At 71.5% G+C, this 21,972-nt stretch carries 23 protein-coding genes; 13 read left to right on the top strand and 10 right to left on the bottom strand.

What is annotated here, in order from left to right; translation table 11 throughout:
• Genes LWP59_RS17290 through LWP59_RS17275 form a run of 4 tightly spaced genes read right to left on the bottom strand, consistent with a single transcriptional unit; the run spans position 1 to position 3,630 of the window.
• Positions 1–1,179 carry an acyl-CoA dehydrogenase family protein gene (locus LWP59_RS17290; protein ID WP_144632084.1) on the bottom strand — a complete coding sequence of 393 codons (1,179 nt, stop codon included), beginning with the start codon at positions 1,177–1,179 and terminating at the stop codon, positions 1–3.
• A 14-nt stretch (positions 1,180–1,193) separates the two neighbouring features.
• Positions 1,194–1,949, bottom strand: a complete 756-nt coding sequence (locus LWP59_RS17285) for an aldolase/citrate lyase family protein (protein WP_144632087.1) — start codon at positions 1,947–1,949, stop codon at positions 1,194–1,196.
• The gene (gene hpaH, locus LWP59_RS17280) at positions 1,946–2,767 is read right to left on the bottom strand and encodes a 2-oxo-hept-4-ene-1,7-dioate hydratase (RefSeq protein WP_186382988.1); all 822 of its coding nucleotides are present in this window, start codon (positions 2,765–2,767) and stop codon (positions 1,946–1,948) included. The genes LWP59_RS17285 and hpaH overlap by 4 nt, the downstream gene beginning before the upstream one ends.
• Positions 2,764–3,630, bottom strand: coding sequence for an alpha/beta fold hydrolase (locus tag LWP59_RS17275; protein WP_144632090.1), 867 nt, complete (start codon positions 3,628–3,630; stop codon positions 2,764–2,766). The genes hpaH and LWP59_RS17275 overlap by 4 nt, the downstream gene beginning before the upstream one ends.
• A 184-nt stretch (positions 3,631–3,814) precedes the next feature.
• On the opposite strand from LWP59_RS17275, the gene LWP59_RS17270 reads away from it, so the two are divergent.
• Genes LWP59_RS17270 through LWP59_RS17225 form a run of 10 tightly spaced genes read left to right on the top strand, consistent with a single transcriptional unit; the run spans position 3,815 to position 13,564 of the window.
• Complete coding sequence (locus LWP59_RS17270; protein WP_229857724.1) at positions 3,815–4,051, top strand: hypothetical protein; 237 nt, start codon at positions 3,815–3,817, stop codon at positions 4,049–4,051.
• Positions 4,048–5,184, top strand: coding sequence for a thiolase family protein (locus LWP59_RS17265; protein WP_144632093.1), 1,137 nt, complete (start codon positions 4,048–4,050; stop codon positions 5,182–5,184). Before LWP59_RS17270 ends, LWP59_RS17265 begins: the two co-directional genes overlap by 4 nt.
• Positions 5,181–5,633 (top strand): Zn-ribbon domain-containing OB-fold protein, encoded by a 453-nt coding sequence (locus tag LWP59_RS17260; RefSeq protein WP_222425384.1) that lies wholly within the window; start codon positions 5,181–5,183, stop codon positions 5,631–5,633. The genes LWP59_RS17265 and LWP59_RS17260 overlap by 4 nt, the downstream gene beginning before the upstream one ends.
• The gene (locus LWP59_RS17255) at positions 5,630–6,916 is read left to right on the top strand and encodes an aromatic ring-hydroxylating oxygenase subunit alpha (RefSeq protein WP_144632099.1); all 1,287 of its coding nucleotides are present in this window, start codon (positions 5,630–5,632) and stop codon (positions 6,914–6,916) included. Before LWP59_RS17260 ends, LWP59_RS17255 begins: the two co-directional genes overlap by 4 nt.
• Before the next feature lie 4 nt (positions 6,917–6,920).
• Positions 6,921–7,418 (top strand): aromatic-ring-hydroxylating dioxygenase subunit beta, encoded by a 498-nt coding sequence (locus LWP59_RS17250; RefSeq protein ID WP_144632102.1) that lies wholly within the window; start codon positions 6,921–6,923, stop codon positions 7,416–7,418.
• Positions 7,415–8,980, top strand: coding sequence for a class I adenylate-forming enzyme family protein (locus tag LWP59_RS17245; RefSeq protein WP_222425385.1), 1,566 nt, complete (start codon positions 7,415–7,417; stop codon positions 8,978–8,980). The genes LWP59_RS17250 and LWP59_RS17245 overlap by 4 nt, the downstream gene beginning before the upstream one ends.
• A complete protein-coding gene (locus tag LWP59_RS17240; RefSeq protein ID WP_144632105.1) occupies positions 8,977–9,738 on the top strand; it encodes an enoyl-CoA hydratase/isomerase family protein in 762 nt (253 codons plus the stop codon). Before LWP59_RS17245 ends, LWP59_RS17240 begins: the two co-directional genes overlap by 4 nt.
• Positions 9,735–10,919, top strand: a complete 1,185-nt coding sequence (locus tag LWP59_RS17235) for a CaiB/BaiF CoA transferase family protein (protein ID WP_144632108.1) — start codon at positions 9,735–9,737, stop codon at positions 10,917–10,919. Before LWP59_RS17240 ends, LWP59_RS17235 begins: the two co-directional genes overlap by 4 nt.
• Before the next feature lie 11 nt (positions 10,920–10,930).
• Positions 10,931–12,088, top strand: a complete 1,158-nt coding sequence (locus tag LWP59_RS17230) for an acyl-CoA dehydrogenase family protein (RefSeq protein ID WP_144632110.1) — start codon at positions 10,931–10,933, stop codon at positions 12,086–12,088.
• Positions 12,089–12,097: 9 nt separating this feature from the next.
• Complete coding sequence (locus LWP59_RS17225) at positions 12,098–13,564, top strand: aldehyde dehydrogenase (protein WP_144632113.1); 1,467 nt, start codon at positions 12,098–12,100, stop codon at positions 13,562–13,564.
• Here LWP59_RS17225 and LWP59_RS17220 read toward each other — a convergent pair.
• On the bottom strand, positions 13,551–14,321 hold the full coding sequence (locus tag LWP59_RS17220) for an enoyl-CoA hydratase (protein WP_222425386.1): 771 nt from the start codon (positions 14,319–14,321) through the stop codon (positions 13,551–13,553). The genes LWP59_RS17225 and LWP59_RS17220 overlap by 14 nt on opposite strands.
• Before the next feature lie 185 nt (positions 14,322–14,506).
• On the opposite strand from LWP59_RS17220, the gene LWP59_RS17215 reads away from it, so the two are divergent.
• Positions 14,507–15,709, top strand: a complete 1,203-nt coding sequence (locus LWP59_RS17215) for a CaiB/BaiF CoA transferase family protein (RefSeq protein WP_144632118.1) — start codon at positions 14,507–14,509, stop codon at positions 15,707–15,709.
• Between the two features lie 53 nt (positions 15,710–15,762).
• Here the strand turns inward: LWP59_RS17215 and LWP59_RS17210 are convergent, their stop codons facing one another.
• From LWP59_RS17210 to LWP59_RS17200, 3 genes are read right to left on the bottom strand one after another with little or no spacing between them, the layout of a single operon-like run.
• Positions 15,763–16,947, bottom strand: a complete 1,185-nt coding sequence (locus LWP59_RS17210; RefSeq protein ID WP_186382989.1) for a thiolase family protein — start codon at positions 16,945–16,947, stop codon at positions 15,763–15,765.
• Complete coding sequence (locus tag LWP59_RS17205) at positions 16,944–17,369, bottom strand: Zn-ribbon domain-containing OB-fold protein (protein WP_229857721.1); 426 nt, start codon at positions 17,367–17,369, stop codon at positions 16,944–16,946. Before LWP59_RS17205 ends, LWP59_RS17210 begins: the two co-directional genes overlap by 4 nt.
• A complete protein-coding gene (locus LWP59_RS17200) occupies positions 17,366–17,986 on the bottom strand; it encodes a cysteine hydrolase (protein ID WP_144632123.1) in 621 nt (206 codons plus the stop codon). The genes LWP59_RS17205 and LWP59_RS17200 overlap by 4 nt, the downstream gene beginning before the upstream one ends.
• 150 nt (positions 17,987–18,136) lie before the next feature.
• On the opposite strand from LWP59_RS17200, the gene LWP59_RS17195 reads away from it, so the two are divergent.
• Positions 18,137–18,928: an SDR family NAD(P)-dependent oxidoreductase gene (locus LWP59_RS17195; RefSeq protein WP_144632127.1), complete on the top strand. Its 792-nt coding sequence runs from the start codon at positions 18,137–18,139 to the stop codon at positions 18,926–18,928.
• Positions 18,929–18,930: 2 nt separating this feature from the next.
• Here the strand turns inward: LWP59_RS17195 and LWP59_RS17190 are convergent, their stop codons facing one another.
• Positions 18,931–19,596, bottom strand: coding sequence for a PKD domain-containing protein (locus LWP59_RS17190; protein ID WP_222425387.1), 666 nt, complete (start codon positions 19,594–19,596; stop codon positions 18,931–18,933).
• A 24-nt stretch (positions 19,597–19,620) separates the two neighbouring features.
• A complete protein-coding gene (locus LWP59_RS17185) occupies positions 19,621–21,009 on the bottom strand; it encodes a tannase/feruloyl esterase family alpha/beta hydrolase (protein WP_222425388.1) in 1,389 nt (462 codons plus the stop codon).
• 182 nt (positions 21,010–21,191) lie between these two features.
• On the opposite strand from LWP59_RS17185, the gene LWP59_RS17180 reads away from it, so the two are divergent.
• The gene (locus LWP59_RS17180; protein ID WP_144632130.1) at positions 21,192–21,971 is read left to right on the top strand and encodes an SDR family NAD(P)-dependent oxidoreductase; all 780 of its coding nucleotides are present in this window, start codon (positions 21,192–21,194) and stop codon (positions 21,969–21,971) included.
• Position 21,972 lies beyond the last annotated feature (1 nt).

The raw sequence follows: 21,972 nt of genomic DNA, 5'->3' as shown, positions 1-21,972 counted from the left end.
TTATCGCGGCAGACCGAGCACGCGGTCGCCGATGATGTTGCGCTGGATCTCCGACGTGCCTCCGCCGATGGAGGCCGAGAAGGAGTACAGGTAGTTGCCGGACCAGCCGAACGGCCGGTCCCAGCGGGAGCTGCCCCGCAGCCCGTCGGCGCCCAGGATGTCCATCGCCAGGCGGGCGACCCGCTTGGTGATCTCGGCGTAGTACAGCTTGAGCACGGAGCCCTCCGGGCCCGGCACGTCCGAGCGCAGGTTGCGGCAGATGCCGGCGTAGGTCATCGCGCGCAGCGCGGCGACCTCCGCCCTGGCGGTGGCGAGCCGGCGCGCCAGCTCCTCGTCGGCGACGGCCGGGCGCCGCCCGTCCGGGCCGGTGCGCTCGCGGGCCAGCTCGACCAGCTTTTCGACCAGCGCCGAGAGCCGCACCTGGCTCGCGGTGTAGGCGGTGCCCCGCTCGAAGGACAGGGTGGACATGGCCACCCGCCAGCCGTCGTCGACCGCGCCGACCACATTGGACACCGGAATGCGGACCTCGTCGTAGAAGACCTCGCAGAACTCGGCGCCGCCCTCGATCGTCTCGATCGGGCGGACCTCGATACCGGGCGAACGCATGTCGCAGATCAGCCAGGTGATCCCCTGGTGCTTCGAGCCGCCGCGCGTGGTGCGCACGAGCAGCTCCTGGTAGTCGGCGATCACCGCGAAGCTCGTCCAGATCTTCTGCCCGGTGACCACGAACTCGTCCCCGTCCAGCTCCGCGCGGGTGCCCAGGGACGCGAGGTCCGAACCCGCGCCGGGCTCGGAGAACCCCTGGCACCAGACGTCCTCGCCGCGCAGGATCCGGGGCAGGTGGAAGGACTTCTGCTCCTCGGTGGCGGTGGTGACGAGCGTGGGGCCGGCGTGGTTGAGGCCCACGAAACAGGCGTCGACGCTCGGCAGGCCGGCGCGCGCGTACTCCTCGTACCAGATCAGCTGCTGCACCGGGCTCAGCCCGCGGCCGCCGTACTCGCGCGGCCACGCGATACCGGCCCAGCCGCCGTCCCACTGCGTCCGCTGCCAGCTCAGGTCGTACTCCCGCATGGCCCGGGCGTCCTGGTGCGGCCGGGGCTCGCCGGGCGCGTGCTCGGCGAGCCAGGTCCGCACCTCGTCGCGGAACTGCGTTTGTTCGGCCGTGAAGTCGAGATCCACTCCGGCTTCCTCTCCTACTTCGCCCGGTAGCGCGACGCGAGCGCTTCGCTGCCGCGGGCGAGCAATGTGACATCGGCGCCGACCACCACGAACCGGGCCCCGGCCGCCAGGTAGCGCCGCGCGGTCGGTTCGGCGAAAGCGTTGACACACGCCGCCTTTCCCGACGCGGCAACGGTTCCGATCGCCTCCTCCACCGCGGCCAGCACCTCGGGGTGCTCGGGTTCGCCGAGGTGGCCCAGCGACGCGGCGAGGTCGGCGGGGCCGAGGAACACGGCATCGACCCCGTCCACGGCCGCGATCGCCTTCACCTCTTCCAGCCCGCGCCGCGACTCCACCTGCACGGTGAGCGTGAGGTCTTCGGCCGCGTGCGCGAGGTAGCCCGGCACGCGCCCCCACCCGGAGGCGCGGGCGAAGGCGCCGCCGACGCCGCGGATGCCGTCGGGCGGATAACGCATGGCCGAGACGAGCCCGCGGGCCTGCTCCGCGGTTTCCACCATGGGCACCAGCAGGTTGCGCACGCCGATGTCGAGCAGCTGCTTGACGAGCACGGCATCGCCGACCGGCGGGCGCACCAGCACCTCGACCGGGTAAGGCGCGACGGCCTGCAGCTGCGGCACCAGCGAAGGCACGTCGTTCGGGGCGTGCTCGCCGTCGAACACCAGGCAGTCCAGCCCGCCGCCCGCGCAGATCTCGGCGTTGTACGCGCTGCCGGAGACCACCCACATGCCGAACAGCGGCTCACCGCCGCGAAGACGTTCACCCCAGCTCATGGCGCCGCCTCGAAGCGCACGCCGACGGTGCCCAGTGGCCCGTAGTCGGCGAGGAAGACGTCGCCGTCCTCGGCATGGATGGGGCGGGTGAACGAGCCGGAGAGGATGACCTGGGACGGTTCCAGCCCGACCCCGTGCGGCGCGAGCCGGTTCGCCAGCCACGCGACGCCGTTCGCCGGGTGGTTGAGCACGGCGGCCGCGACGCCCGACTCCTCGATGACGCCGTTGCGGTGCAGGACGGCCGAAACCCAGCGCAGGTCGATGTCGAGCGGGCGCATCGCGCGGCCGCCGACCACGATCCCGGCGTCGGCGGCGTTGTCGGCGATCGTGTCGACGATCGTGCGCAGATGCCCCGTCTCCGGGTCGCTCATCTGCACCCGCGCGTCCAGGATCTCCAGCGCCGGCGTGACGTACTCGGTCGCGCTGAGCACGTCGAACACCGTGACGCCCGGCCCCTTGAGCGGCCGCCCGAGCACGAACGCCAGCTCCACCTCGATGCGCGGGTAGATGTAGCGCCCGTGCGGCACGGTGCCGCTGTCGTCGAAGAACATGTCGTCGAACAACGCCCCGTAGTCCGGTTCGGTGATCGACACCGCCCGCTGCATCACCTGCGACGTCAGCCCGATCTTGCGGCCACGCAGCACCCGGCCGCGCGCGAGCTTCTCGGCGACCCAGGCCCGCTGCACGGCGTAGGCGTCTTCGATCGTCATGTCCGGGTACTGCAGGGAAAGCTGGCGGATCGGGCTGCGGGTGCGCTCGGCCTCGTCGAGCCTTCTGGCGGCGTCGGCGACCTGCTCCTCGTCGAGCACCTTCGTCACCCCCTGAGGAACTTCAGCGCGGCGGGGTTGAACACCCCGGGATCCTCGAAATGGGGCCAGTGCTTGACGTTCGGCATGTCCAGCAGCTGCGAGTTCGGCAGCAGTGCGGCGACCCGGCGCGCGGTGCTCTCGTACTCGCTGTAGTCCTTGCCGGAGGCGACGACCAGGGTCGGCGCCTTGATGGCCGACCACTGCCCTTCGCTGAGCAGGTTCCGCTCGCGCGCCTGCGGGTCCTGCAGGATCAGCAGGTGGTCGATCGTCTCCCGCGTCTCGGGGAGCCGGTAGATCGCCTGGCGCAGCGCGACGACGTCCGGGATGCGGTTGTGCTCCTCGGCGATGAGGTGGTCGAACATGGCCTTGATCGAGTCCCAGTCGGGGTTCTCGACGGCGCGGGTGCGCTCGGCGCGGATGCGGGCCATGTTCGACGCGGTCGCGACGAGCCCGGCCGGCGACATGAGGATGACCTTCTCGACCCGTTCGGGCGCGTCGAGGGCGAGCCGCGCGGCGACCCAGGCGCCCAGCGACATGCCGATGAGCGACGCGCGCTCCATGCCGAAGTGGTCGAGCACGGCCAGCATCTGCCGGACGTAGACGGCGATTTCGTAGTCGTAGTCGGGCTTTTCGGAGAAGCCGTTGCCCACCATATCGACCGCGACGCAGTGGAAGTGCTCGCTCAGCGGCCCGAGGTTGGGGGCGAAGGTCTCCCAGTGCCCGCCGGTGCCGTGCAGCAGCAGCACACCGGGTTTCGCGGGGTCGCCGGCCTCGGCGAACCGGGTCCGCACACCGCCCGCGTCGCACCAGCCCTGGCGGAACTCCAGCTCACGCAGCCAGGTCCAGATGCTGCGGTACTCGGCCGCGCTCACGCGACCACCACCGGAAACCGTGTGGACGACATCATGTCTACCTGGTCGCCGTCACATTTACTGCGCTTGAGCTGGGCCGGAGAGGGAGTCACCGTTGCCTGCCCTTCTTCTGGAGGCATTGTTTCTGACAGTGAGTGTACGATATAACCAACTCGTGGCCGCCGTCGACAGAAACTCGGAACGCGTGATGAAAGCCCGCCCGGAAGTCCAGGAGCTCGCCCAGCTGTGCAACGAGTTCGCCGCGGTCCGGGTCGCGCTCGACGAGCGCGGGAACGGGCCCCGGCTGCTGATCCAGGACCTGGAGAGCGGCGCGGAGATCCTGTTGTCCCCGCTCGAGCTCGCGAGCTTCTGCCTCGCCACGCCCGAGGACAGGCTGGACTGGCTGCGGGTCGGGCACTACCGGGACGAGCGCGGCCGATGAGCGGGCACCCCTCGATCGTCGGCCTCGGCCTGACGGCGATGTCGGTCCGGCCCGGCGGTTCGGCCGCCGAGCTCGCCGTCGAAGCCGTCCAGGCCGCGCTGGCCGATGCCGCACTCGGGCACGGCGACGTCGACGGGCTCCTCGTCGGGTCCAGCCAGGGTGTGCGCCCCGACCGGGTCGGCGTGACGCTCGCGCAGCAGGCCGGGTTCGGGGACCTGCGGCTGCTCGAACACGTGGAGATCAAGGGCTCGACCACCGTCGCGATGGTGCAGCGCGCCGAGCTGGCCATCCGCTCCGGCGCGGCCGGCACCGTCGTCTGCGTGTTCGCCGACGCCCCGCTGCGCGCCGGGGGCGGCGCCGGCTCCACCTATGCGCACAGCGGCGGCAACTCGGGTGTCCGTGGCCTGGAGCGCGCCTCCGGCGTGCTCGGCTCGGTGCCGACCTACGCGCTGCTCGCCACGCGCTGGCTGGCGGTGACCGGCGGTTCGCCCGACCACCTCTGCGAGGTCGCGCTCTCGGCGCGTGCCTGGGCGCTCGGCAATCCGGACGCCGTGCAGCGCACGCCGCTCGACGCCGAGGCCTACCACGCGAGCCCCATGGTCTCCACTCCCCTGCGGCGGCTCGACTGCGCGCGCCCGGTCAACGGCGCGGCGGCGGTCGTCGTCAGCAAGGACGGAGCGGGGGTGCGCATCCGCGGCATCGGCAGGGAGCATCCCGTCCGGCGCCGCCGGGCCGGTGCCGAGTCGTGGTTCGGCGGCGGCCGCCGGGCGGCCGAGGACGCCCTCGCCGCGGCCGGCATGACCCGCGCCGATCTCGACGTGCTCGAACTGTACGACCCGTTCAGCGTGGTGACGCTGTGCCTGCTGGAGGAGTACGGCTTCTGCGAACCGGGGAAGGCGGGCCCGCTGGTCCGCTCGGGCGCGCTCGCGCCGGGCGGGAGCCTGCCCACCAACACCGGCGGCGGTCAGCTGTCCGGCTTCTACCTGCAGGGCATGACGCCGCTGGTGGAGGCGATCGTCCAGCTGCGTGGCGCGGGGGGCGAGCGGCAGGTCGCCGGCGCGCGGACCGCGCTCGTCGGCGGCATCGGCGGCAGGCTGGACCACCACGCGTGCCTGATCCTGGAGGCGGCGTGAGCGGGGACTGGTTGCTCGGCGACGAGCTGGCACCGTCCATTGCGGACGACGTGCTCGGACCGCTGTACGAAGGCGCCGCGAGGGACCGGCTGGTGCTGCCGTTCTGCCCGGCCTGCCGGCTGCCGCTGGAGCTGGAACAGCGCGTCTGCGACGGCTGCGGCACGGCGGGCGCCGACTGGCGGCCGGTCGCGCTCCGCGGGCATGTGCACACGGTGACCGTGGTGCACCGGCTCGAACCGGGCCTGGTGCGCGCCACGCGGCCGTACCCGGTCGCCGACATCGAACTCGCCGACGGCCACCGCCTGGTGCTCACCTCGGCCGAACCCACCTCGGATCCCCCGGCGATCGGCGACCCCGTGTCGATCCGGTTCCGCCGGCTCGGCGAAGTGGCCGTGCCGGCCTACCACAGCGCAGTCCCACCCTCTGGTGAACAGGAGGAGTCCCGATGACCGAACTGGACACGCGCCGTTCCGGCGTCCGTGACCTGGTCCGGCCCGACCGGGTGCACGGGTCGGTGTACACCGACCCCGATGTGTTCGAGCTGGAGCTCGAGCGCATCTACCGGGAGGGCTGGGTCTTCGTCGCCCATGAGAGCGAGGTGCCCGAACCCGGCGACTACGTCACCCGGCGCATCGGCCGCGAGCCGGTGATCGTCAGCCGCGGCAAGGACGGCGAGGTGCACGTGCTGGCGAACCGGTGCGCGCACCGCGGAAACCGGCTGTGCAACGCCGAACGCGGCAACAGCACCACGTTCCGCTGCCCGTACCACGGCTGGACGTTCAAGAACGACGGGGCGCTGGTCGCCGTCCCGATGCGCGGCGGCTACGGCGACGAGTTCCTCGCCAAGCGCGCCGAGCTCGGCCTGTCCCCCGCGCCGCGGATGGACAGCTACCGCGGCTTCGTGTTCGCCTCGCTGGCCGCGGAGGGGATCTCGCTGCGCGAGCACCTCGGCCGGGCCACCGGCGCCATCGACCGGCTGCTCGCGCTCTCCCCCGACGGCAGGCTCGACCTGCGCGCCGGCTGGATGAAGCACCACCACTTCAGCAACTGGAAGATGGTGATCGAGAACAACGTCGACGGCTACCACGCGCTGTTCACCCACCAGTCGGTGTACGAGGCCGTGCGCGAGGCGAAGGTGTCCCACGTGCCGAGCAAGGTCGAGGTCTACGTCCGCGACCTCGGCAACGGGCACTCCGAGATCGACTACCTGCCCGAGTACACCCGCCTGGACGAGGAGTTCGTGTGGTTCGGCCGGGCACCACGGGCGAAGCTGCCGCGCTACGTCGAGGCGATGGAAAAGGCCTACGGCGCCGACGACACGCACAAGGCGTTCGTCGTCGGGCCGCCGCACACGATGATCTTCCCGAACCTGTTCCTGGCCGAGATGAACATCATGTTCGTCGAGCCGCTCGCGCCCGGGGAGACCATCGCCTACACCACCCCGGCGCTGATCCCCGGCATGGACGAGCTCAACAGCCGGATGCTGCGCCGCACCGAGGGTGCCATGGGGCCCGCCGGGTTCCTCATCGCCGACGACGGCGAGATCGGCGCCCGCAACCAGATGGGCCTGGCCTCGACCAGGCCGGAGTGGATCATGCTGGCGCGCGGCGCGACCACCGACACCCACGACGAGACCGGCACGGTCAACCACGACAAGAGCTCCGAGACCCCCCAGCGCGGCCTGTGGCGGCACTGGGCCTCGGTGCTCGACGGCGCCCCGGAAGGTGAGTGACGCCATGACGAGCGCGACCGAGACCGGCGCCGTGGGCATCGACCCGGCGATCGCGTCCTTCCTGTTCCTCGAAGCGCGGCTGGCCGACGAGGCGCGCTACTCGGAGTGGGAGGAGCTGTGGGACGACGACGGCCTGTACTGGGTGCCGATGTCGCCCGACGCCGACCCCGCGAAGGACCTGTCCTACATCTACGACAACCGGCGCCGGATCCGCAGCCGGGTGGCGCAGCTCAACACCGGCGCACGGCACTCCCAGACGCCGCCGTCGCAGATGCGCCGCCTGCTGACCAACATGGAGCTGCTCGACCGGGACGCCGAGACCGTGACCGTCGGCTCGAACTTCGTGCTGTTCGAGTACCGCTACCAGCTGACCACCTGGGCGGGGCGGGTCATCCACCGCGTCCGGGTGGGCGCCCCGGAGCGCGGGCCGCGGCTGGCCTCCAAGACCGTGCACCTGGTCAACGCGGGCGGCCCGGTACCGACCCTGGCGTTCCTGCTGTGAGCACGACGGAAGCGGTCACGGCGGAGGCGGGCCTGGCGGCGGGCACCATCGCCAGGCTGCTGGAGCTGCGCGCGGCCGCCACCCCGGACGCCGTCATGGTCGTCGACGAGCACCGGCGGCGGCGCACGTTCGCCGACCTCGCCGGCGCGGTCGACCGGGCCGCGGCCGGCCTGCTGGCCCGCGGCGTCCGGCCCGGTGACGTGGTGTCGTGGCAGCTGCCGAACCGGATCGAGACGATCACCTTCACCCTGGCGCTGGCGAGGATCGGCGCCGTCCAGAACCCGCTGGTGATGATGCTGCGCGAACGGGAGCTGACCTTCATCTGCCGTCAGGCCGGTGCCCGCTGGCTGGCCGTCCCCGGCACGTTCCGCGACGTCGACCACGAGGCGATGGCCCGGACGGTGGCGAAGGCGCAGCCGGGTCTGGAAGTCCTGCTGATCGACGGCGAGCTGCCCGAGGGCGATCCCGCCACGCTGCCGCCGCCCCCGCCAGCCGACGGGACGGCCGCACGGTGGATCTTCTACACCTCGGGCACCACGTCGGACCCGAAGGGCGCCAGGCACACCGACCAGGGCCTCATCGCCGCGTCCGGCACCTTCTGCGCCCACCTCGCGCTGCGGCCCGCCGACGTCACGGCGACGCTGCTGCCGCTGGCCCACGTCGGCGGGATCGCGCACGTCCTCAGCTCCCTGCGCACCGGCAGCGGCATGATCACCAGTGCGGTCTTCGACCCGCAGACGACGCCGGACCTGCTCGCCGGGGAAGGGGTGACGCTCGTCGGGTCGGGGCTGCCGTTCATCCAGGTCTACCTCGCACGCCAGCGGGAGCGGGACACGCCGCTGTTCCCGCGGGCCAGGGTCACCCTCTGCGGCGGTTCGCCCCGGCCGGAAGCCTTGCACCAGCAGGTGAAGCGCGAGCTCGGCGGTGTCGGCGTGGTGTCCGGCTACGGCATGACCGAATGCCCGTACATCACGTGGGGCCGCTGGGATGACAACGACGAGGACCACGCGCGGTCCGAAGGCTGCCCAGGACCCGGCGGCGAGGTGATCGTGGTCCGTGCCGACGGCTCCCGCGCCGAGGACGGCGAGTCCGGCGAGCTGCGGGTGAAGGGGCCGCAGCTGATGCTCGGCTACGTCGACGCGGCGCTCGACGCCGAGGCGTTCGACGAGGACGGCTACTTCCGCACGGGCGATCTCGGCTACCGGGACGCCCGCGGCTACGTCACCGTGACCGGCCGGATCAAGGACGTGATCATCCGCAAGATGGAGAACATCTCCGCGCGGGAGCTCGAGGAGCTGCTGGTCACGCACGAAGCCGTCGCGGACGTCGCGGTGATCGGGCTGCCCGACCCGGAGACCGGGGAGCGCGCGTGCGCGGTCGTCGTGCCGGCGGACCCCGGGGCCCCGCCGGGTCTCGCGAGCCTGTGCGAGCACCTGCGCGCGCACGGCCTGAGCACCCGCAAACTGCCCGAGCAGCTGGAGCTCGTCGAGGCGCTGCCGCGCAACGCGATGGGCAAGGTCGTCAAGCGCGAGCTGACCAGCAGGTTCAAGGAGACCGCATGACCGTGCTCTTCGAGGTCGCCGGGCACGTCGCGACGATCACGCTGAACCGGCCCGAGAAGCTCAACGCGTTCAACGAGAAGATGACCCGCGAGATCGCCGAGATCTGGCAGCGGGTCCGCGACGACGACGACATCCACGTCGCGGTGCTGCGCGCCGCCGGGGACCGCGCCTTCTGCACCGGCATCGACATGGGCGAGGGCCCGTGGTGGACCGGGAAGAGCGTGTGGAACCAGGAGGACCCCGGCGTTCTGCTGGGGCCGAAGCAGCACCGGGTGTGGAAGCCGGTCGTCGCCGCCGTGCACGGGATGGCGGCGGGCGGCGCGATGTACTTCCTCAACGAGGCGGACATCGTCATCTGCGCCGAGGACGCGACGTTCTTCGACCCGCACGCCAACAGCGGCATGGTGTCCGCGCTCGAACCGGTCGGGATGCTGCGCCGCGGGGTCCCGCTGGGTGACGTGCTGCGCTGGGCACTGGCGGGCAACGAGGAACGCATCACCGCGGCCACCGCGCTGCGGCTCGGCCTGGTGACCGAGGTGGTGCCCCGTGACGAGCTGTGGCCCGCGGCGCGGGCGCTCGCCGAGGAGATCGCGAGCCGGCGGCCCGAGGCCATCCAGGGCACCGTTCGCGCCATCTGGGAGTCGCTCGACGAGCCGCCTTCGCTGGCACAGCGCCACGGCCTGGCCTACACCCAGCTCGGCAACCAGGGGCGCGGGACGATGCCCCGGGGCGAACGCCGAGAGCGGCGGCTGCGGTGACGGCCCGCCCGCTCGACGGGATCACGGTGGTGAGCCTGGAACAGGCGGTGGCGGCGCCGTTCGCGACCCGTCAGCTGGCGGACCTCGGTGCCAGGGTGATCAAGGTGGAGCGTCCCGGCAAGGGCGATTTCGCCCGGGGCTACGACGAATCGGTGCACGGCCAGTCGAGCTACTTCGTCTGGCTCAACCGGTCCAAGGAGTCACTGAGCCTGGACCTGAAGTCCGGGGCCGGCCGGGCGGTGCTCGACGAGCTGCTCGCCGGGGCCGACGTGTTCGTGCAGAACCTCGCACCCGGCGCCGCGGCCAGGATGGGGCTGAGCGCCGCCGAGCTGACCGCGCGGTGGCCGCGGCTGGTGGTCTGCGACGTGACCGGGTTCGGCTCGACCGGGCCGTGGGCCGACCGCAAGGCCTACGACCTGCTGGTCCAGGCCGAAACGGGCCTGATGTCGGTGACCGGGACGCCCGCGGACATGGTCAAGGTGGGCATCTCCGTGGCCGACATCGCCGCCGGGATGTACGCGTACTCCGGGATCCTCACCTCGCTGCTGCAACGCGCCAACACCGGCGTCGCGCCCGCGGTCGAGGTGTCCTTGTTCGAAGCGCTGGCCGAATGGCTGGGCTCACCGGCCTACTACACCGAATACGGTGGCAGCGCACCGAACCGCGCCGGTGCCGAGCACGCGACGATCGCCCCCTACGGCCCCTATCCGTGCGCTGACCGCGAAACGGTCGTGGTCGCGGTGCAGAACGACCGCGAGTGGACCCGCTTCTGCGCGGACGTGCTCGCCGACGAAGGCCTGGCCACCGACGAGCGGTTCGCGCGCAACTCCTCGCGCGTCGCGAACCGGGCCGAGCTGAACGAGCTGATCGCGGCCCGGCTGGCCGTACTGGACACCGCCACCGCGGTCAAGCTGCTCGACGCCGCCGGCATCGCCAACGCCCGCCTGCGTACCGTGCCGCAGTTCCTGGCTCATCCGGTGCTCGCCGGGCGCGAGCGGTGGCAGGACGTCGAAACGCCCGGCGGCCCGGTGCGCGCGCTGCTACCCCCGGCGACGCTCGCCGGGGTGGTCCCGCGGATGGACCCGGTCCCCGCGGTCGGCGAGCACAGCGCGGCGATCCTGCGTGCGCTCGGCCGCACCGGCCCCGAAATCGAACGGCTGCGCGCCGAAGGCGTGATCTGAGTGGAGCGAGTGTGGAGCTGAGTGTCGAGGAGCAGGCGGTCGTCGGGACCGTCCGGGATTTCGTGGACCGCGAGGTCCGTCCCGTCGTGCGGGAGCTGGAGCACGCGAACGAGTACCCGGAGAAGCTCATCGAGCAGATGAAGCAGCTGGGCATCTACGGGCTCGCCATTCCCGAGCCCTGGGGCGAGGCCCCCGTGTCGACGCCGTGCTACGTCGGGGTCACCGAACAGCTCGCGCGCGGCTGGATGAGCCTGGCCGGGGCGATGGGCGGGCACACGGTGGTCGCCAAGCTGCTGGTGGCCTTCGGCACGCGGGAGCAGCAGGACCGGTACCTGCCGAGGATGGCGACCGGCGAGGTCCGCGCGACCATGGCACTCACCGAGCCCGGTGGCGGCTCGGACCTGCAAGCGATCACGACCGTGGCGCGCCGCGACGGCGACAGCGGAGAGTACGTGGTCGACGGCGCGAAGACGTGGATCAGCAACGCCCGGCGCTCGCAGCTGATCGCCCTGCTGTGCAAGACGGATCCGGCCGCGACGCCGCGGCACCGGGGCATCTCCATCCTGCTCGTCGAGCAGGGGCCGGGCCTGGAGGTCTCCCGGGACCTGCCGAAGCTGGGCTACAAGGGCGTCGAGGCGTGCGAACTGTCCTTTTCGGACTACCGGACGCCGGTTTCCTCGGTGCTGGGCGGGGTCGAGGGGCGCGGGTTCGCCCAGATGATGAAGGGACTGGAGATCGGCCGCATCCAGGTCGCCTCCCGCGCGCTCGGCGTCGGCCGGGCGGCGCTGGACGACGCGCTGCGCTACGCCCAGGAGCGGGAGAGCTTCGGGCAGCCGATCTGGAAACACCAGTCGGTCGGCAACCACCTCGCCGACATGGCCACGAAGTTGACCGCCGCGCGGCAGCTCACCCTGCACGCGGCGGAGCAGTACGACGCGGGACGGCGCTGCGACATGGAGGCCGGGATGGCGAAGCTGTTCGCCTCCGAGGCCGCGATGCAGATCGCGCTCGACGCGGTCCGCATCCACGGCGGGTACGGCTATTCCACCGAGTACGACGTGGAGCGTTACTTCCGGGACGCGCCACTGATGATCGTCGGCGAAGGCACCAACGAGATCCAGCGCAACGTGATCGCTTCGCAGCTGGTCAAGCGCGGCGGCCTGGACTAGGGAGCAAACGTGGAGCAGTTCAACCTCTACATCGACGGCAAGTCCGTGCCCTCGGTTTCGGGCCGGACCTACGAGACGCAGGACCCGTACACGGGCAAGCCGTGGGCGCAGGTCGCCGACGGGAGCGCCGAGGACGTGGACCGCGCGGTCGCCGCCGCACGCGCCGCGCTGTCGGGCTCCTGGGGTGCGCTCACCGCGCCCGAGCGGGGCGAGCTGCTGCGCAGGCTGGCGGAGCTGATCGCCCGCGACGCCGGCAAGCTCGCCGAGCTGGAGGTGCGCGACGGCGGGAAGCTGATGCGCGAGATGTCCGGCCAGGCGAAGGGACTGCCGTCCTGGTACACCTACTACGCCGGGATGGCGGACAAGCTCCAGGGCGAGGTGATCCCCACCGGCAAGTCCAACTACCTGGTCTACACGCGACACGAGCCGGTCGGCGTGGTCGCGGCGATCACGCCGTGGAACTCGCCGTTGCTGCTGCTGACCTGGAAGCTCGCGCCCGCGCTTGCCGCCGGCTGCACGATCGTCGTCAAACCCAGCGACTACACGCCCGCCTCGACGGTCGCACTGGCGGAACTGGTCGCCGAGGCCGGCTTCCCGCCCGGGGTGTTCAACGTGATCACCGGCTGGGGCCCGGAGACGGGGAAGGCGCTGTCGGCACATCCCGGTGTGGACAAGGTCGCGTTCACCGGCAGCACCGAGACCGGCAAGGCGGTGGCCCACGCCGCGGCCGACAACGTCACCCAGGTCAGCCTGGAGCTCGGCGGCAAGTCCGCCCAGGTGGTGTTCGCCGACGCGGATCTCGACGCGGCCGCCAACGGCCTGATCGCCGGGGTGTTCGCCGCGGCCGGGCAGACCTGCCTGGCCGGTTCCCGGTTGCTCGTCGAGGAATCCGTCGCCGAAGCGCTCGTCGGCCGGATCGTCGAGCGGGCGAACCAGATCGTCATCGGCGACCCGCGGGCCGAGGAGACCGAGCTGGGCCCACTGGCCAACGATCGCCAGTTCGCCAAGGTGCTGGAGCACTTCAAGGCCGCGCGCGAACAGGGTGCGACCATCGCGTGTGGCGGCGAGCCGGTCGCCGAGCTCGGCGGCTACTTCGTCCGGCCCACCGTGCTGACCGACCTGCCGCCGGACGCGCGGGCCATCACCGAGGAGATCTTCGGCCCGGTCCTCGCGGTCACCACGTTCTCCTCGGAGGACGACGCCGTGCGCAAGGCCAACGACACGCCGTTCGGGCTCGCCGGCTCGGTGTGGACCAAGGACGTGCACCGGGCGCACCGGGTCGCGGCCAGGCTGCGCGCGGGCACCGTCTGGGTCAACGCCTACCGCGCGGTGGCGCCTCAGGTCCCCTTCGGCGGCGTCGGGTTGTCCGGCATCGGCCGTGAGAACGGGGCCGACGCGGTACGGGACTACACCGAGACCAAGGCGATCTGGGTGGAGCTCTCCGGCGAGACGCGCGACCCGTTCACCCTCGGCTGAGCTGGGCGCGGTTGCGCCGGGTCACCGCGACCCGGCGCTCCTCCAGCCCGGCCAGGTCCGAGTCGTGCGCGCCCGAGATGGCGGTCTCGATCTCCAGCGCCCGGCCGATCAGGCTCGTCGCGCTCTCGGTGTAGATGCGCTTGAGCGCGCTCATCGCCGCGGGCGGCACCTCCGCGATCGCGGCGGCCAGCCCGAGCGCGCGCTCGCGAAGTCGTTCGTGTGGCACGACCTCGGTGACCAGGCCGATCGACGCCGCGCGGGCCGCGTCGACCACCTCCCCGGTCATCGACATCCGGCGCGCCTGGGCCGGGCCGACGAGCTGCGGCAGCCGCGCGGTCAGCCCGCCGCCGGGCAGCACCCCGACCCGCACATGGGTGTCGGCGAACACGGCGCGCTCCGAGGCGACCAGGAAGTCGCAGCCCAGCGCCAGTTCCAGGCCGCCGGTGAAGGCGGCACCGTTGACCGCGCCGACGACCGGCTTGCCCACCAGTGCGACCTGGCCGACGCAGTTCTCCTCGTCGAACCGCCGGAAGTACGCCACGCCCTCGGCCGCGGCCTGCTTGAGGTCGACACCCGCGCAGAAGGCGGGATCGGTACCGGTCAGCACCACCGCGCGCACCGCGTCGTCCGCGTCGACCTCGAGCAGGGCCCGGTACAGCGCCGTGATCAGCTCCCCGCTCAGCGCGTTGCGCGCCCGCGGCCGGTTCAGGGTCAGCACCCGGACCGCGCCGGCGTCCTCGATCAGCAGCTCGTTCACCCGGGCACGCCCTCTCGCATCGCTGTGGCCACTTGCCGTACCAGGAACATACATCGAGTCAGATCTTTCGATCCACAGCAACGAAAAATCCTGCGCAACAGCCATGGCATTAGGTGACGCTACTGTTAGACTTCGAGCACATCCAGTCTTCATCAACGACGAGGAGCCGGCCTGTGGTTGCCATCATGAACGGAATCCGCGTGCTCGAGGTCGCGTCCTGGACCTACGTCCCGGTGGCGGGCGGCATCCTCGCCGAATGGGGCGCCGACGTGATCAAGGTCGAGCATCCCGACACCGGTGACCCCCAGCGCGGCCTGGTGACCTCGGGCCTGGTCCCCCTCGGCGGCGTCGCGCACATGGTCGAGCTGCCCAACCGGGGCAAGCGCAGCATCGGCCTGGACATCAAGTCCGAGGAGGGCCATGAGCTGCTGCTGCGGCTCGCCGCGCGGGCCGACGTCTTCCTCACCAACTTCCTGCCGGCCCAGCGCACGAAGCTGCGCATCGACGTGGACGACATCCGCGCGGTGAACCCGGGCATCGTCTACGCCCGCGGCTCGGCACACGGCCCGCAGGGTCCGGAGGCCAACGAGGGCGGGTACGACAACTCGACGTTCTGGGCCCGCTCCGGCGCCGCGGACACCGTGAGCCCCGACGAGCTCGGCTATCCGGTGACCCAGCCCGGCGCCGCGTTCGGCGACGTGCTCGGCGGGCTGACCATCGCGGGCGGCATCTCCGCCGCGCTGCTGCACCGCGAACGCACCGGGGAGGCGCTCACGGTCGACGGGTCCCTGCTGTCGATGGGCACCTGGGCGATGGGCGCGAGCCTGGCCGCGTCCGCGGCGTTCGGGGTCGAGCGGATCCCGCGGTACAAGCCCGCCGAGGCGCCCAACTCCCTGGTGAACACCTACGCCACCAAGGACGGCCGGTTCGTCTCCCTCGTGATGCTGCAGACCGACCGGTTCTGGCCGGAGCTGGTCACGGCGCTGGGCAGGCCCGAACTGGCGGGCGACCCCCGGTTCGCCGACCACGCGGCGAGGATGAAGCACAACGAGGAGGCCACGGCGGCGCTCGCCGAACTGTTCGGCGAGCGGACGTTCGAGGAGGTTTCGGCGATCCTGGCGGCGGGGCGCGGCCCCTGGGCGCCGGTGCAGCGGCCGATCGACGTGCTGTCCGACCCGCAGGTCGTCGCGAACGGCTACCTGCAGGACGTCAAGGACTCGAAGGGCAACCCGTTCCAGCTGGTGCCCGCGCCGCTGCAGTTCGACGGCGAGTCCGGCGACACCCGCCGCGCGCCCGAGCACGGTGAGCACACCGATGAGGTGCTCGGCGAACTCGGCCTGGACATGGACCGCATCCTCGAGCTGAAGATCTCCGGCTCGGTCCTCTGACGACTCCGGGTCCCGCCGCACGCGGCGGGACCCGGTTCCCTTTCTCCGGCTGGTCAGTTCTCCCGGCGCAGCAGCAGGCAACCCGCCTCCGGGCCGCCACCGATGCCGACCGCCGCGATCTCGACGTCCTTGCGGATCTGCCGCTCCCCCGCCTCGCCCCACAGCTGCACGCAGGCCTCGTGCAGGAAGCCGTAGCCGTGCAGGCGGCCGGCCGAGAGCTGGCCCCCGTGGGTGTTGATCGGCAGCTCGCCGTCGGGCGCGTAGTGGGCCGTGTCCTCCAGGAACGGCCCCACCTCGCCGTGCTTGCAGAACCCGAGCGCCTCGATCCACTGCGCGCACAGGTAGCTGAACCCGTCGTAGAGCTCGGCGAAGTCCACATCGGACGGGGTGAGCCTCGTCTGCTCCCACATGTGGTGCCCCGCGTCGTGTGCCGCCATCGTCGTCAGGTCCGCGCGCTGGTCCCAGCTGTGCCGCTGGTAGAGCCCCGAGCCCGCCGCCTCGATCGCGATCGCCGGGCGGCCGGAGTTCTTCGCGGCGTCGCGGCGGGACAGGATCACCGCGGTCGCCCCGTCGCAGGGGACGTCGCAGTCGTACAGCCCGAACGGGTAGGAGATCAGCCGGGCCGAGAGGTAGTCCTCCAGCGTCATCGGCGCGGTGTAGATCGCCTTCGGGTTCCGCGCCGCGTTGCGCCTGCCGTTGAGCGGGATCTGGCCCAGCTGCTCACGGGTGAGCCCGAACTCGTGCATGTAGCGCTGGGCGTAGAGCGCGATCCAGTTCGCCGGGGACGCGGCGCCGAACGGCATCCGGAACTCCAGGTGCCCGCTCGCGCGTCGCGCGACCTGGGTCAGTGCCTGGGCCCGCCCGGCCGCCTGCGCCGTCGACTCGAACACGCTGCGGAAGCAGAGCACGTGGGTGGCGCGGCCGGTGGCGATGGACGCCGCGGCGTCCATCAGGGTGCCCGCCTGCCCCGGCGTCTCCGACCCGCTGATCACCCAGGTGGTGCGCAGGCCCAGCGCGTCGCGGACATCGTGCGTGGTGGCCCCGACGAACCCGCCTTCCGCCGGCACGGGGCCCGGGTAGCTGGCGACGCCGTCGATGTCGCTCGCGTCGAGCCCGGCGTGCTCGATCGCCTCCAGCGCCGCGTCGATCGCGAGGTCCACCCCGCCGCGGCCGAGCTTGCGGCCGACGGCGGACTGCCCGACGCCGGTGATGACCGCCTTGCCCTCGACGAACGTCATGCCACACTCCCTTGTACCGGCCGGAAAACGGGGATCCACACGTCCTCGTGGTGTTCGAAGGCGACCTCGACGGCCATCCCGATCGTCACGTCCTCCACCGGGCAATCGACGATCTGGGTGGTCAGCCGGATCTCCGGGTCCTCGGCGAGCTCGACGATCGCCACGACGTAGGGCGGCGGGAACGCGTCCCCGAACCAGGGGTGGTGGTTGACCGTGTACGAGACCACGGTCGCGCGGCCGGACACCGCTTCCGGGGCGACGTCGCGGCTGCGGCAGCGGAAGCAGACACCCACCGGCGGGTGGAAGAGCCGCGAGCACGAGTGGCAGCGGTGTATCCGCAGCTCGCCGTCGGCACCGCCGGTCCAGAACGCGGTGGAGTCCGCCGTCGCCTGCGGAAGCATGCGGTAAGCGGGTCGGGTCATCGACCATCCCTTTCTCGAAGCTCGCGGAGCACGGATTCCGAGTCCGTGATCCGGGAGAGCGCGGGCAGCAGGCCGCGCATCATGAACTCGTGCGACTCGGCCGAGGTACCCGCGACGCAGTCGGCCGGGATCCGCACGTAGTAACCACGGTTGACCGCCTCGAGCGCGAAGCCGGGGATCGCCACGTTCGTGGACACCCCGGTCAGCACGATCGTCTCGACCGAGCGCAGCCGCAGCGTGACGTCGAGATCGGTGCCGTAGAACGCGGTCAGCCCGACGGCACGCGTGCTGACATGGTCGGCGGGTCGCGGTGTCAGCTGCGGCGGCGGCAGCGTGTCCCGGGTGCCGGCGATCATCCTGCGGTGCTTGATCGCCAGCGAGCCGAGCAGGGAGTTGGGCCTGATCCCCGCCAGGTCGGCCCGGTGCTCGATCAGGCAGTGCACCACCGGCCTGCCTGCCGACCGGAACGCGGCGGCCAGCTCGGCGATGCGCCCGACGATGCCGCGCTCCGCCGCCTGCGCGGCCAGGCCTGCCATCATCGACTCCCCGGGGTCGAGGATCCCGAGCTGGCATTCGCTGATCACCAGCGCTGCCGCGTGCAGCGGGTCGGTCCCCATCGCTCTCCCGTCACCGGCCGAACATCGCTAGTCTGACGTTTCGATTACACAATATCCCCACCGTAACAGCAGTTTGCAAGCGTTTTCGTTGACAAGATCTGACAGTAGTGACACCTTTTGAACCGAGTACACGACGAAGTGGGAGACGACATGGGTGAGCTGATGGCGGGCAAGGTCGCACTGGTCTCGGGATCCACGCGCGGTATCGGGCGATCCATCGCGGAGCATCTGGCGAGCGAGGGCGCCGCCGTGGTCGTCACCGGCCGCACCGTGGAGAAGGGCGAGAAGGTCGTCAACCGCATCCGCGAAGCCGGTGGCAAGGCCGAGTTCCTGCGGCTGGACGTCACCGACGAGGACAACGTGCGCGAGGTCGTCGAGGAGACCGTGCGCCGCTTCGGCTCGCTGTCCACACTGGTCAACAACGCCGCGCCGACCGACGTCGTGGCCAGCACGGTCAAGCACGTCGCCGACTACACCACCGAGGAGTGGAACCGCGTCCTCGTCGGCACGCTGACCGGCAACGTCTTCTGGGCGTCGAAGTACGCGTGGCCGCACCTCGCGGCCGCCGACGGCGCCTCGATCGTGAACATCTCCTCCGGACAGGCCATCGCCGGCTTCAAGGGCTTCGGCGCGTACGGCGCGGCGAAGGCCGGGGTCAGCTCGCTCACCCGCACCCTCGCGGTGGAAGGCGCCAAGGACGGGATCCGGGCGAACTCGGTCCTGGTCGGCCGCGTCGTGGCCTCCCGCGGCGACTCCGGCCACCACACCGGTGGCGGCAGGCTGACCCGGATGGGCAACCCGATGGACATCGCCTACGCCGTGGCCTACCTGGCCTCGGACCGTGCCGAGTTCGTCACCGGGACCCAGCTGACCGCCGACGGCGGCTTCTCCATCAACGGCGACGCCGTGACCGACGCCGAAGCCGCCGCCGACCCGGCCTGAGCTCAGCGCACGACGACGCGCGCGGAGGCGACGTTCGGCAGCCGCCGGAACTGAGCGTCCACCGCGCCGTCCCGGTGCCCGTGCACCCGTGCTGTCACGTAGTAGGTGCCCGGGGCCTCGTAGGTGTGCGTGTGGCTCAGCCGGACGCTCTTGTCGGCGCCGCTCACCTCGTGGCGGAACGGGAACGCGCCCCGGCCGTCGAAGTCCCACTCGACCGAGACGATCGTGCCACCGCCGGGCGGCGCCTCCGCGTGCACCTCCAGCTCCACCGGGTCACCGGCCTTCACCTCGGTCCGGGCGGCGCCGTTGGCGACGACCGTGACGACCGGCTGCACCCCGCCACGTTCGGCGGCGGACGCGGGCAGCCGGATCTGACCGTCCACGTAGGAGTAGCTCGTGGCAGGCGGTGCCTCGCCCTGCTCCACCCAGCGGATCAGGTCGGCCAGCCCCTGTTCGATGACCGGGAAGTAGTCGACCAGCCAGGTGCTGCTCGCGCGCGACGGCGAGTCCGGCAGGTACACCGGCGGGATGTGCTCGGCGTTCTCCGTCCACTGCAGACGGAACCGCTCCGCGGCGCCTGCCTCGCCCTGCTCGGCCACCACCGCGTCGGCGTAGACGAGCCCCTGGGAGGGCCACAACGACGAGTCCAGGGTGTGGTGGATCCACAACAGCTTGCCCGCGTAGTGGCCGGTTTAGGACACGCCCATCAGCGGCGACATCAGCGGCACCGGGTGTTGCGGGTACACCGGGACGCCGTCCAGCCGCAGCGAGTCGAACTGCGGCTCGGCCATCACGTGGTGGCGGTGGAAGTAGCAGAACGCGAGGAACCGCCGGTTGTCCACGTGGATCCGGTCACCGGCGCGGACCCCGCCGAACCTCTTGACGTTCGCCTCGCCGTGCCCGTCCCCCACGAAGAGGTCGCCCGCGACACCGGTGCAGTAGAGCTGACGCCCCGCCGCGTCGCCGGTCTCGGGCCGCAGGCCGGTGCCGAGGCGGTACCCGGCGGGCACGTCCTTGAGCACCACGGCGTACGGCAGGTCGGTCCCCATGCTCGCGCCGAGTATCGCGGCGGTGCCGCGGATGAGCTGGTACTCCGGTCCCGCGAACGCGGGGTCGGAGACCAGTTCCCCGATGGTGACCACCCGCTCCACGGTGGCGGCGAAGTCGAGCACGTCGTCGCGCACCACCTCGGGATGGTCGTGGCCGACGTATCCCGGCTGGGTCCAGAAGTTCTCGAAGTAGGCGGAATCCTGCTCGGCGAGCTGGTCGGCGATGGAGGACCAGAGCCAGATCTGCCCCATCGGCGCGCCGATCATGTACTCGTCGCCACGCGGGAACCCCTGCCGGTACAGGCTCGCGAGCTCCTCGCGCTCGTGTGTGGTCAGGCCCGCGAAGGGATCGCCGCTCCCGCCGGGGCGCGTCGCGTCCACGAGCGGTTCCATCTTGTCGCGCAAGAGCCGCTGTACGTTGAACATGCACGCGAAGCTCATCACCTGCGCGCCGCGAATGCGTTTCGTGGCGGGGAACTCCGCGACGTCGCCGCCCCCCATGAACGGCAGCGCGCCGTCGAAGACGTCCGGCGCGTTCTCCAGCAGCAACGGTGAGCGCCGGCCACCGCCGGAGCCGCCCCAGACGTACGCGTGGTGCGGTGGCGTGCCATAGACCTGCGCCGCCACGTGCTTGGAGAACCGCGCCGCCTCGGCCGCTGCCCGCCATCCGTACAGCGTCGGGTCGTCGCCGCCCCTGGGGTCGATGTCGTCGCCGATGTGCCCCATGTTCGACTCGACCATGTACCCGCCGAGCCGGGCCGTGAGCGCGACGCCGCCCATCGCGTCGCCCAGCGCGCTTCCGAAGAAGTCCTCGTGGCCCGCGTGGGCGCCTTCCATGGGCTGGATCAGCCTGCCCTGCCACTCTTCGGCGCTGGGGAAGTAGAACGTGAAGCGGGTGTCACAACCGGCGAAGCCGCCGTGCACGTGCCGGTGCGGGTGCGGTTGCTCCCGCCATTCGTCCACGTCGACGTACGGCTCACCGAAGAAGGAGTCCGTGACCTGGTAGGACGCGCAGTCGATCGATGCCGTCATCTCGTCTCCTCGGCCTGACGGGCCGCGACGGTGCGGCCGCATGGCGAGCCTAGGGTTGTTCTGACAATGTGTCAACGATCACGGTTGGGCGAAAAGCGTTGGCATAACATCGGTTTCACCTACCAATAGACGCTCGTGACGAAGGACTGGAGACAGTCTCGTCATGTTCGGAAGGACCTCACATGACCGATTCGCTCGCGGGCATCCGCATCCTCGTCACCGGTGGCGCCAGCGGAATGGGCGCCGGCGTCGTCCGCGCCTTCAGCGCGGCAGGCGGTTCCGTTGTCTCCTGCGACATCCAGGAGGGCCCTGGCACCGAGATCGCGGAGAAGGCCACCGCCGACGGCCCGGGCAGCGCCCGGTTCCGCACCTGCGACGTCACCGACCAGGACTCGGTCCGCACGGCCTTCGAGAGCGCGGCGACCCTGCTCGGCGGGCTCGACGTGCTCGTGCACGCGGCCGGGATCGCGCCCGGCGCGCCGGCCGAGAAGATCGCCGCCGAGGAGTGGGACCGCGTGCTGGAGGTGAACGCGAAGGGCACGTTCCTCACCAACCAGGCCGCGTTCGCCCATCTGCGCGACCACGGCGGGCGCATCCTGAACTTCGCCTCCGCGGCGGGCGTGATCGGGCTGCGGAACAAGGCCCACTACGCGGCGAGCAAGGGCGCGGTCCTGGGCTGGACGCGCACCGTCGCCCAGGAATGGGGCTCCTACGGGATCACCGTCAACGCCATCGCCCCGGCGATCGCGACGCCCATGTACGCCAAGACGCGCGCCTCGATGACCGCCGGGCAGCTCGCCGCGCACGACGCCCAGCTGAAGACCGTGATGCCCATCGACGGCCGGCTCGGCGACGTCGACCGCGACCTGGTCCCGCTGATGGCGTTCCTCGCGGGCCCCGGCTCGCGGTTCATCACCGGCCAGGTGTTCGCGGTCGACGGCGGCATGCTCATGGTGCGCTGAG

This window comes from Amycolatopsis acidiphila (assembly GCF_021391495.1).
GTDB classification, from domain to species: Bacteria; Actinomycetota; Actinomycetes; order Mycobacteriales; family Pseudonocardiaceae; genus Amycolatopsis_E; species Amycolatopsis_E acidiphila.
Note: the sequence above shows the minus strand (reverse complement) of the source record. Positions and strands in the feature narration are given on the sequence as shown.

Coding starts and splice junctions, on each gene's coding strand:
- LWP59_RS17215 (WP_144632118.1), top strand. CDS start 14,507: ATGAACGGAATCCGCGTGCTCGAGGTCGCGTCCTGGACCTACGTCCCG.
- LWP59_RS17185 (WP_222425388.1), bottom strand. CDS start 21,009: ATGACGGCATCGATCGACTGCGCGTCCTACCAGGTCACGGACTCCTTC.
- LWP59_RS17255 (WP_144632099.1), top strand. CDS start 5,630: ATGACCGAACTGGACACGCGCCGTTCCGGCGTCCGTGACCTGGTCCGG.
- LWP59_RS17210 (WP_186382989.1), bottom strand. CDS start 16,947: ATGACGTTCGTCGAGGGCAAGGCGGTCATCACCGGCGTCGGGCAGTCC.
- LWP59_RS17205 (WP_229857721.1), bottom strand. CDS start 17,369: ATGACCCGACCCGCTTACCGCATGCTTCCGCAGGCGACGGCGGACTCC.
- LWP59_RS17195 (WP_144632127.1), top strand. CDS start 18,137: ATGGGTGAGCTGATGGCGGGCAAGGTCGCACTGGTCTCGGGATCCACG.
- LWP59_RS17250 (WP_144632102.1), top strand. CDS start 6,921: ATGACGAGCGCGACCGAGACCGGCGCCGTGGGCATCGACCCGGCGATC.
- LWP59_RS17285 (WP_144632087.1), bottom strand. CDS start 1,949: ATGAGCTGGGGTGAACGTCTTCGCGGCGGTGAGCCGCTGTTCGGCATG.
- LWP59_RS17200 (WP_144632123.1), bottom strand. CDS start 17,986: ATGGGGACCGACCCGCTGCACGCGGCAGCGCTGGTGATCAGCGAATGC.
- LWP59_RS17180 (WP_144632130.1), top strand. CDS start 21,192: ATGACCGATTCGCTCGCGGGCATCCGCATCCTCGTCACCGGTGGCGCC.
- LWP59_RS17265 (WP_144632093.1), top strand. CDS start 4,048: ATGAGCGGGCACCCCTCGATCGTCGGCCTCGGCCTGACGGCGATGTCG.
- LWP59_RS17240 (WP_144632105.1), top strand. CDS start 8,977: ATGACCGTGCTCTTCGAGGTCGCCGGGCACGTCGCGACGATCACGCTG.